6 protein-coding genes are annotated in these 7,237 nt (G+C 68.5%); 2 read left to right on the top strand and 4 right to left on the bottom strand.

Going from position 1 to position 7,237, the window contains the following annotated elements; genetic code table 11:
• The 4 genes from BLR02_RS25470 to BLR02_RS25455 all read right to left on the bottom strand — a co-directional run.
• The coding region (locus BLR02_RS25470) for a DDE-type integrase/transposase/recombinase (protein WP_143018305.1) at window positions 1–296 on the bottom strand (296 nt) is incomplete at its 3' end.
• Window positions 297–585: 289 nt separating this feature from the next.
• Entirely contained in the window at window positions 586–1,818 is a 1,233-nt protein-coding gene (locus tag BLR02_RS25465) for an ABC transporter substrate-binding protein (RefSeq protein WP_090665122.1), read from the bottom strand.
• Window positions 1,819–1,848: 30 nt separating this feature from the next.
• Window positions 1,849–2,688: an aspartate/glutamate racemase family protein gene (locus BLR02_RS25460; RefSeq protein WP_090665121.1), complete on the bottom strand. Its 840-nt coding sequence runs from the start codon at window positions 2,686–2,688 to the stop codon at window positions 1,849–1,851.
• Between the two features lie 30 nt (window positions 2,689–2,718).
• On the bottom strand, window positions 2,719–4,173 hold the full coding sequence (locus BLR02_RS25455; protein WP_090665120.1) for an FAD-dependent oxidoreductase: 1,455 nt from the start codon (window positions 4,171–4,173) through the stop codon (window positions 2,719–2,721).
• A 155-nt stretch (window positions 4,174–4,328) separates the two neighbouring features.
• Here BLR02_RS25455 and BLR02_RS25450 point away from each other — a divergent pair, with 155 nt between their 5' ends.
• The gene (locus BLR02_RS25450) at window positions 4,329–6,122 is read left to right on the top strand and encodes a flavin-containing monooxygenase (protein WP_090665119.1); all 1,794 of its coding nucleotides are present in this window, start codon (window positions 4,329–4,331) and stop codon (window positions 6,120–6,122) included.
• A 318-nt stretch (window positions 6,123–6,440) separates the two neighbouring features.
• The gene (locus BLR02_RS25445; RefSeq protein ID WP_090665118.1) at window positions 6,441–7,214 is read left to right on the top strand and encodes a carboxymuconolactone decarboxylase family protein; all 774 of its coding nucleotides are present in this window, start codon (window positions 6,441–6,443) and stop codon (window positions 7,212–7,214) included.
• Window positions 7,215–7,237: the final 23 nt, after the last annotated feature.

Here is a 7,237-nt window from a genome sequence, read left to right as displayed (position 1 = left end):
CGGTCGACGGCACGCCAGAGATAGTACAGCTCGCCTTTAATCTTCAGAAAGACCTCATCCAAGTGCCAAGTATCACCGGGCTGGGGTCGGCGCCTGCGGAGCTTGCGGGCAAACTCGCCACCAAAGATGAGGCACCACTGCCGGATACTCTCGTGACTGACGACGATGCCGCGCTCGGCAAGGATCAGCTCAATGTCTCGGAAGCTCAGCCTGAAAAGGTGGTACAGCCAGACAGCGTGGCGAATGATCTCAGCCGGAAAGCGATAGCCGGGGTAGGTGGCGGGCTCGGGGGTCATCCCGCCATCCTGGCCCTGCCGCCTCGTTCCGGCCAGAGCCCAACAACCTGACAATTCCACCGCGAGACCTCCGCCCGCTTCTATGGTCGGAGCTGGCAGGCCAAGGTCCAGACGCAGGCCGCGCCCGGGCGCCTGCTGGCTACTCCTGCCGTTCGCAGGTCAAGCGGTTCGAGGGCCGGCAGCTGTCCCACCCGGCATAGGCACTGCTCGCAGCACTGCGGGACGAGGCCTAATCTCAACTATCACCAACTCATTAGGAAGAATAGTCTGATGCGAGCAATGCTGCACTTCAGCCGCCGCCCTGCACCAGCGGGCAGCCGCCCTGAGCGATCGGCCGATAGGCCTCCTCGAGCGGAACTTCCCTGACCAAGCGATACACATCATATCGGCTGCGGGACTCACCCGGTGCCTTGACTTGGAACACATAAACCGGACTGACCCGACGCCCGTCCGCCCGAATTTCGCCCTTTCCGAAGGCCGAGTCCTCAGTCGGCGTTGCCTTCATGCGCGCGACCACTGCCCGGCCATCGGTCGAACTACCGAGCGCCTCTACAGCCTTCAGGTAATGTGTCACCGCTGCATAGACATTGGCCTGCAGGTCGGTCGGCATCCGTCCGCCCATCCGGTCGGCGAAGCGCCGGCCGAAGCTGCGCGTCCCCTCGGTCAGGTCCCAGTAGAAACTGCCAACCACGACCGCGCCCTCAGTCGCCTCCAAGCCCAATGACACGATATCAGAAATGTATACTGCGAGGCCAACAACGCGTTGCCCGCGCCGCATCAGTCCGAACTCGGACGCCTGTTTCATGCTGTTGATGAAGTCGGCCTGGGAGTTTGCCAGCGCCACCACCGAAGCGCGCGAGGCCTGGGCCTGCAGCAGCACCGAGGAGAAGTCGGTGGTCCCGAGCGGATGCCGGACCGAGCCGACGACCCGCCCGCCTGCTCGGGTCACCGCGTCGGTGGACTGGCGTTCTAAGTCGTGCCCAAAGGCGTAATCGGCGGTAACGTAGAACCACGTAGCACCGCCCTGCTGCACCAGCGTCCGGCTCGGCACGTTCGACATCGACCAGGTGTCGATCGAGTAGTGGATGAGGTTCGGCGAGCAGAGATCGCCCGTCAGCCGGCTGGCCACCGCCGCGGTGACCAGCGCGACGCGGTTGGCGTTGCGCGCGACCTCGCCGACAGCAAGGGCAACGGCCGAGTTAGGCAGGTCCACGATGGCGTCGACGCCCTCCGTGTCGAACCAGCGGCGCGCGATGCCCGAGCCGGTATCGGCGCGGTTCTGGTGATCGCCGGACAGGATCTGCACCGGCAGGCCGGCCGCGCGGCCGCTGAAATCCTCCACGGCCAGGTTCGCCGCCACCACCGAGCCCGGGCCGGCCACATCGGCGAAGCTGCCCGACAGGTCGCTGAGGATGCCGATGCGGATCGCCTCGCGCTGCGGCGCCGGCGATTGTGCGGCCACCGGCAGGCCGGCCGCCAAGCAGCCTGCCGCCAGAAGGCTTCCCAGGATTGCGCGTCGCATGTGTTGTCCCCTCCCTGTTGCGGCCAGCTCTCAGCGGCGGTCTGCCGCCCCGGAAAAGCTGTCCTCCGCCATGTCGGCAGCGCTTGCCGCCCGCCGGGCCGCGACCAGCATCGCCGCCGGTGGCCGGGCGTAATGGCCGGCGCGGCTGACCTGCAGCCCGATCGAGGCCCGCGCGCCCGCCATAAACTGGGCGTAGCGGAACAGCGTGCCGAGCGCGTCCATCACCACCGCGCCGTGGCTGGCCGTCAGCCCCTGGCACCAGACGAATTCGTTGAGGAACCCGTCGCCGGGAATGACCACCTCGGCACCCATCTCCACCAGCCGGCCGCAGGCCGCGTGGAAGGCCGCGAGGAAGGGACGGGCAGCATCCTCGTCGCATTCGAGGCTGTACTTGTCGATCGGCGGGTGCATCGCCACCACGCCGGCCAGGCGCTCTCGCAGGCCGTAGCTGCGCGCCAGCTCCTCATGCCGGGCGCGCTGGCTGGCCTCCAGCGCCACCAGGCCGAAGCGCTGGCCAAGCGAGCAGGCGACGAGCATGCAGGTCTCGGACAGGCCGAGGCAGGGGATGTCCACCAGCGACCGCACGGCCCGCAGCGCCGGGTCGAAGAAGCAGCCGAGGGCGAAGGCATCGTAGTCGGCGCGTTCCGCCGCCAGGGCCGCCTCGATCACCTGCGCCTCGTTCAGGTACTCGAGGTAGCGATGCCGGATGGCATGGATCGGCGCGACGTCGGGCCCGTAGGTCCCGGGGCGCAGGCCGTGCAGGACGACCGCATCCCTGGGCGGTAGCATCGCGGCGGCGTGGCGCGCGAGTGTGGCGCGGTAGACCGGTGCACGGTCGAGGTCGCTGAAGCTCTGGTGCCAGATCCGCATGGCTACCGCGCCCTCCGGCCGGGCCTGCGGTCAGGCGGCATTGTCGCGCCGCGCCGCATGCCGGCCGGCCAGGCGGCCGAAGACGAGCCCCTTCAGCACCGAGGTCGCGCCGGTATAGGTGCGGTAGTAGGTGCCGATGATCTCGCCCGCGGCATATAGGCCCTCGATCGGCGCGCCGTCGCCGTCCAGCACGCGCGCATCGCTGTCCACCTTCACCCCGCCAAAGGTGAAGACATTGGCGGAGATGATGGGATAGGCGTGGAAGGGCGGCTCGTCGATCGGCAGGGCCCAGTTGGACTTCGGCGGATCGAGCCCCTGCGTCGCCAGGCCGTCCGCCTCCAGCGGCCGCCAGTTGCCCGGCACGCAGGCCGCGTTGTAGTCGCGCACCGTCGCTGCCAGTGCGGCAGGCGGCACCGCCAGCTTCGCCGCCAGCGCCCCCAGGCTGTCGGCCACGATCGGCGGTTGGTCGGTGCGGAGGGCACGGCGGTAATTCGGCACGCGCTGGTGCTTGGCGTCCAGCACCACATAGACGATGCCGTCGCGCTGCTCGAAGATCCGCCTGGTGATGCTCTCGTAATGGGCGTCGACCGTGCCCGGCGCCTCGTCGGTGAAGCGGTGGCCGTCCTTGTTGACCAGGATGCCGTAGGGAAAAATGAAGACCGAGGGCTCGGAGACGCCAGAGCGGGGGTCGATCGGCTCCGCATGGTAGCTGCCGAAATCGCCCGCAGTCGCCGCGCCGAGTTCGAGCGCCATGCGGATGCCGTCGCCGCGGTTGAAGTGCGCGCCCTTGCAGATGGGCCGCAGGAAGGCCGCGCGCGGGCCGATGTAGCGGGCAAGCATCTCGGCATTGCCCTCGAAGCCGCCACAGGCGAGGACGACCCGGCCATGCAGCCGGACCGGCCCCGCCTGCCGGCTGCGGGCGAGCAGGCCGGCCACGCGGCCATCCTCGTCCCGCTCCAGGCGCTCCGCGGTGGTGTCGTACAGCATCTTGACGCCGAGCGCCTCGGCGCGCGCCGCCAGCCCGTCGACCAGCGCGAGCCCGCCGCCGACCGGCAGCAGGCGCGGCTGGGAGCGGGTGAGGAACTGGGTCGGCAGGAAGTCGAAGCGCAGGCCGAAGCCCTTCAGCCAGGCGATGGTCGGGCCGGCCTCGTCGGCGAAGGTGGCGATGACATCGGGCTCGGCCATCGACAGGGCGGCGGCATAGGCGGCGCGCTGCCCGCGCGGCTGGGCGCTCTCGGCGATCAGGTCGGGGTCCAGCGTGCCGCTGCTGTTCTCGGCGAGATGCGTCTCGAAGTCGTCGGTGACCTCGGCCTCGCTCTTCATGCGGAGATAGGCCTCGGTGTAGCGGCTCTGGCCGCCTCGTTCCTCGGGCGGCGCGCGTTCCAGCACGGCGACCCTAGCGCCGGCCTCGGCCGCGGCGACGGCGGCGGACAGCCCGGCGACGCCGCAACCGGCCACGACCACTTCGAAACGCTTTTCGCGCATCCGGCGTTCTCCCCGGCCGGGAGCATGGCACGGCGGCGGCCAGGGTCAAATGCACCGGGCCGCCACCCGTCGACGTCGCATAGACAGGCCCGGTGACCCGCCTATAGTCCCCGGAGGAGGCGACATCGACAACAACGCCTCGGGGCGAGGCGACGATGGACGATATCGATCAATCCCTCCATGACGTGCAGCTCGCGGCGCAGGCGCGGCGCCTTGCCGCCGGATGGCTCGAGGCCTTCGAGGCGGCGCTCGCCGCACGGGACGCTGCGCGGATCGGCGCCCTGTTCCACGACGACTCCCACTGGCGCGACATCCTCGCCTTCACCTGGCACCTGACGCCGACCGCGGGCCGGGAGGCCATCGCCGCGCGCCTGGCGGCGGAGCAGGCGCGAACCGCGGCGCACGGCTTCCACCTGCCGCAGGGCCGCAAGCCGCCCCGTCAGGTCAAGCGCCTGGGCATCGACAGCATCGAGGCGATCTTCGAATTCGCCACGGCCGATGGCCGCGGCGCGGGCCTCATCCGGCTGTCGCCCTCGCCCGAGGAAGGCGGCGCGATGCGGGCCTGGCTGCTCTCGACCACGCTCGAGGCGCTGAGGGGCCATGAGGAGAAGATTGGCGCCAACCGCCCGTCCGGCGCGGCGTATTCCCGGAATTTTGGCGGCGACAACTGGGCGGACATGCGCCGCAAGGCCAGCGCATATGACGACCGCGAGCCGGCGGTGCTGGTGATCGGCGCCGCCCAGGCGGGGCTCTCGATCGCCGCGCGGCTCAACCAGCTGGGCGTCGATACCCTGGTCGTCGAGCAGTGGCCGCGCATCGGCGACAGCTGGCGCCGGCGCTACCACTCGCTGGCGCTGCACAATTCGATTCACCTTAACCACCTGCCCTACATGGAATTCCCGCCGACTTGGCCGAAATACATCCCGAAGGACATGCTGGGTAACTGGTTCGAGTTCTACGCCGACGCGATGGAGATCAATTGCTGGACGGAGACCACCTTCGTCGGCGGCGCCTGGGACGAGGCGGCACGATGCTGGACGGCCCGGGTGCGGCGCGCCGACGGCAGCGAGCGCATCCTGCGGCCGCGGCACCTCGTCTTTGCCAACGGCGTCAGCAGCTTTCCCAAGGTACCGGAGCTGCCGGGCCTCGAGGAGTTCCAGGGGCAGATCATCCACTCCGAGGGCTTCGACAGCGGCGCGGGTTGGGAGGGCAAATCCGCGCTCATCCTCGGCACCGGCAGCAGCGCCAACGACATCGCACTCGACCTGCACAGCCACGGCGTGAAGACGACACTCATCCAGCGCGGATCGACGACGGTGGTGTCGATCGACCCGAGCGCTCGGCTCAACGAGGCGATCTGGGATGAGGGCGGGCCGCTCGAGGATTGCGACCTGATCGTCTCGTCCGCCACGCCGCCGCTGATCGTCAAGGCCTATAAGTCGGTGACCAAGCGCATGCTCGAGCTCGACCGAGACATGATCGCGGGTCTCAAGGAAATCGGCTTCAAGCACGACGTCGGCGAGGATGAGGCCGGCCACCAGATGAAGTACTTCCGCCGCGGCGGCGGCTACAACCTCGATGCCGGCAGCTCCGCCCTCATGATCCGGGGCGAGATCGGCCTGCTGCAGTACGACCGGATCGAGCGCTTCACCGCCGGCGGCGCGCTGCTGAAGGACGGCTCGACCGTGCCGGCCGATCTCATCATCCTGGCGACAGGCTACTACCCGCAGGAGGAGCTGGTCCGCCGTGCCCTCGGCGATGCGATGCTGGAGCGCATCGGGCCGGTCTGGGGCATCGGCGAGGATGGCGAGCTGAATAATATGTACAAGCGCACGCCACAGCAGGGCCTCTGGTTCATCGCCGGCGGCCTGTCACAGTGCCGCATCAACTCGAAGTATCTCGCGTTGCAGATCAAGGCGATGGAACTCGGGAAACTCGGCCCGCTCTAAAGCATCCGGCCTGTCGATGCATCAAACGCAGAACTTCAGGCCTAACCCGGAGACCGGCTGGCGCTAACGGTTTGCTGGACGAGGTGAGGCGGCTGCTGGCCAGCCGCTGGTGATCGGCAACCGCACAGGTGGCGACATTTGTTGGCGAAGCGCCCACCCGGTGCCCACTCGCCCGCGAAGGGTGTGGGGCCCGCTGCGCCCAGCGCTATCGCCATATGGCGCAAGGGCGCTTTTCAATCCCAGCGCAATGCCGCATGCTTCTGGCCGGCCGAGGCGCGGCATACGTGTCCAGGGCCGAGAGGGAGGAAACGAGCGGCCATGAGCGAGCTCTCGCCACGCCAGCGTGCGCTGAAGGAGGCGTTCACCGAGGCACGCGGCTATTGGAGCCCGGTCTGGGACCAGGTGCTCGCACTCGATCCCGACTTCTTCGAGGCCTACCTGAACTTCTCCGCTGTGCCCTGGCGACATGGCGTGCTGGAGCCAAAGGTCCGCGAGTTCATCTACATCGCTATCGACGCTTCTACGACTCATCTGCACGCTGCGGGCACCCGCACACACATGCGCAACGCGCTGCACCTCGGCGCTACCCGCCAGGAGATCATGGAGGTGCTCCAACTCATCTCCGTGCTCGGCATCCACAGCGTGACGGACGGCGTGCCCATCCTGGTGGAAGAGATGGCCGCCGCCGGGCGCGGCGCGGAGATGCCGCAGCCCGGCGCGGGCGGCGAGCGTGAGGCGCAGCTGAAGGCGGAGTTCACCGCCGCGCGCGGCTACTGGAGCGAGCTGTGGGACCATGTTCTCGCGCTCTCGCCTGACTTCTTCGAAGCCTACATGCACTTCTCCTCGGTACCCTGGCGACATGGCATGCTGGAGCCGAAGGTGAAGGAGTTCATCTACATCGCCATCGATGCCGCAACGACGCACCTCTACGCGCCCGGCACCCGCGTGCACATCCGCAATGCCATCCGGCTCGGCGCGACGCGGCAGGAGATCATGGAGGTGCTGGAGCTCACCAGCGTGCTCGGCATCCACAGCACCACGCATGGCGTGCCGATCCTGCTGGAGGAGTTGCAGGCGACCGGCAAATCCTGACGGCGAAGCGTAGGGGGAAACCA

This window comes from Belnapia rosea, assembly GCF_900101615.1.
In the GTDB taxonomy this organism is placed as follows: Bacteria; Pseudomonadota; Alphaproteobacteria; order Acetobacterales; family Acetobacteraceae; genus Belnapia; species Belnapia rosea.
The sequence above is the reverse complement of the archived record's forward strand: the minus strand, read 5'-3'. Positions and strand labels throughout refer to the sequence as shown.

What these genes read in the sequence shown, in the direction of transcription:
- BLR02_RS25465 (WP_090665122.1), bottom strand. Translation starts at nt 1,818, where the DNA reads ATGCGACGCGCAATCCTGGGAAGCCTTCTGGCGGCAGGCTGCTTGGCG.
- BLR02_RS25460 (WP_090665121.1), bottom strand. Translation starts at nt 2,688, where the DNA reads ATGCGGATCTGGCACCAGAGCTTCAGCGACCTCGACCGTGCACCGGTC.
- BLR02_RS25455 (WP_090665120.1), bottom strand. Translation starts at nt 4,173, where the DNA reads ATGCGCGAAAAGCGTTTCGAAGTGGTCGTGGCCGGTTGCGGCGTCGCC.
- BLR02_RS25450 (WP_090665119.1), top strand. Translation starts at nt 4,329, where the DNA reads ATGGACGATATCGATCAATCCCTCCATGACGTGCAGCTCGCGGCGCAG.
- BLR02_RS25445 (WP_090665118.1), top strand. Translation starts at nt 6,441, where the DNA reads ATGAGCGAGCTCTCGCCACGCCAGCGTGCGCTGAAGGAGGCGTTCACC.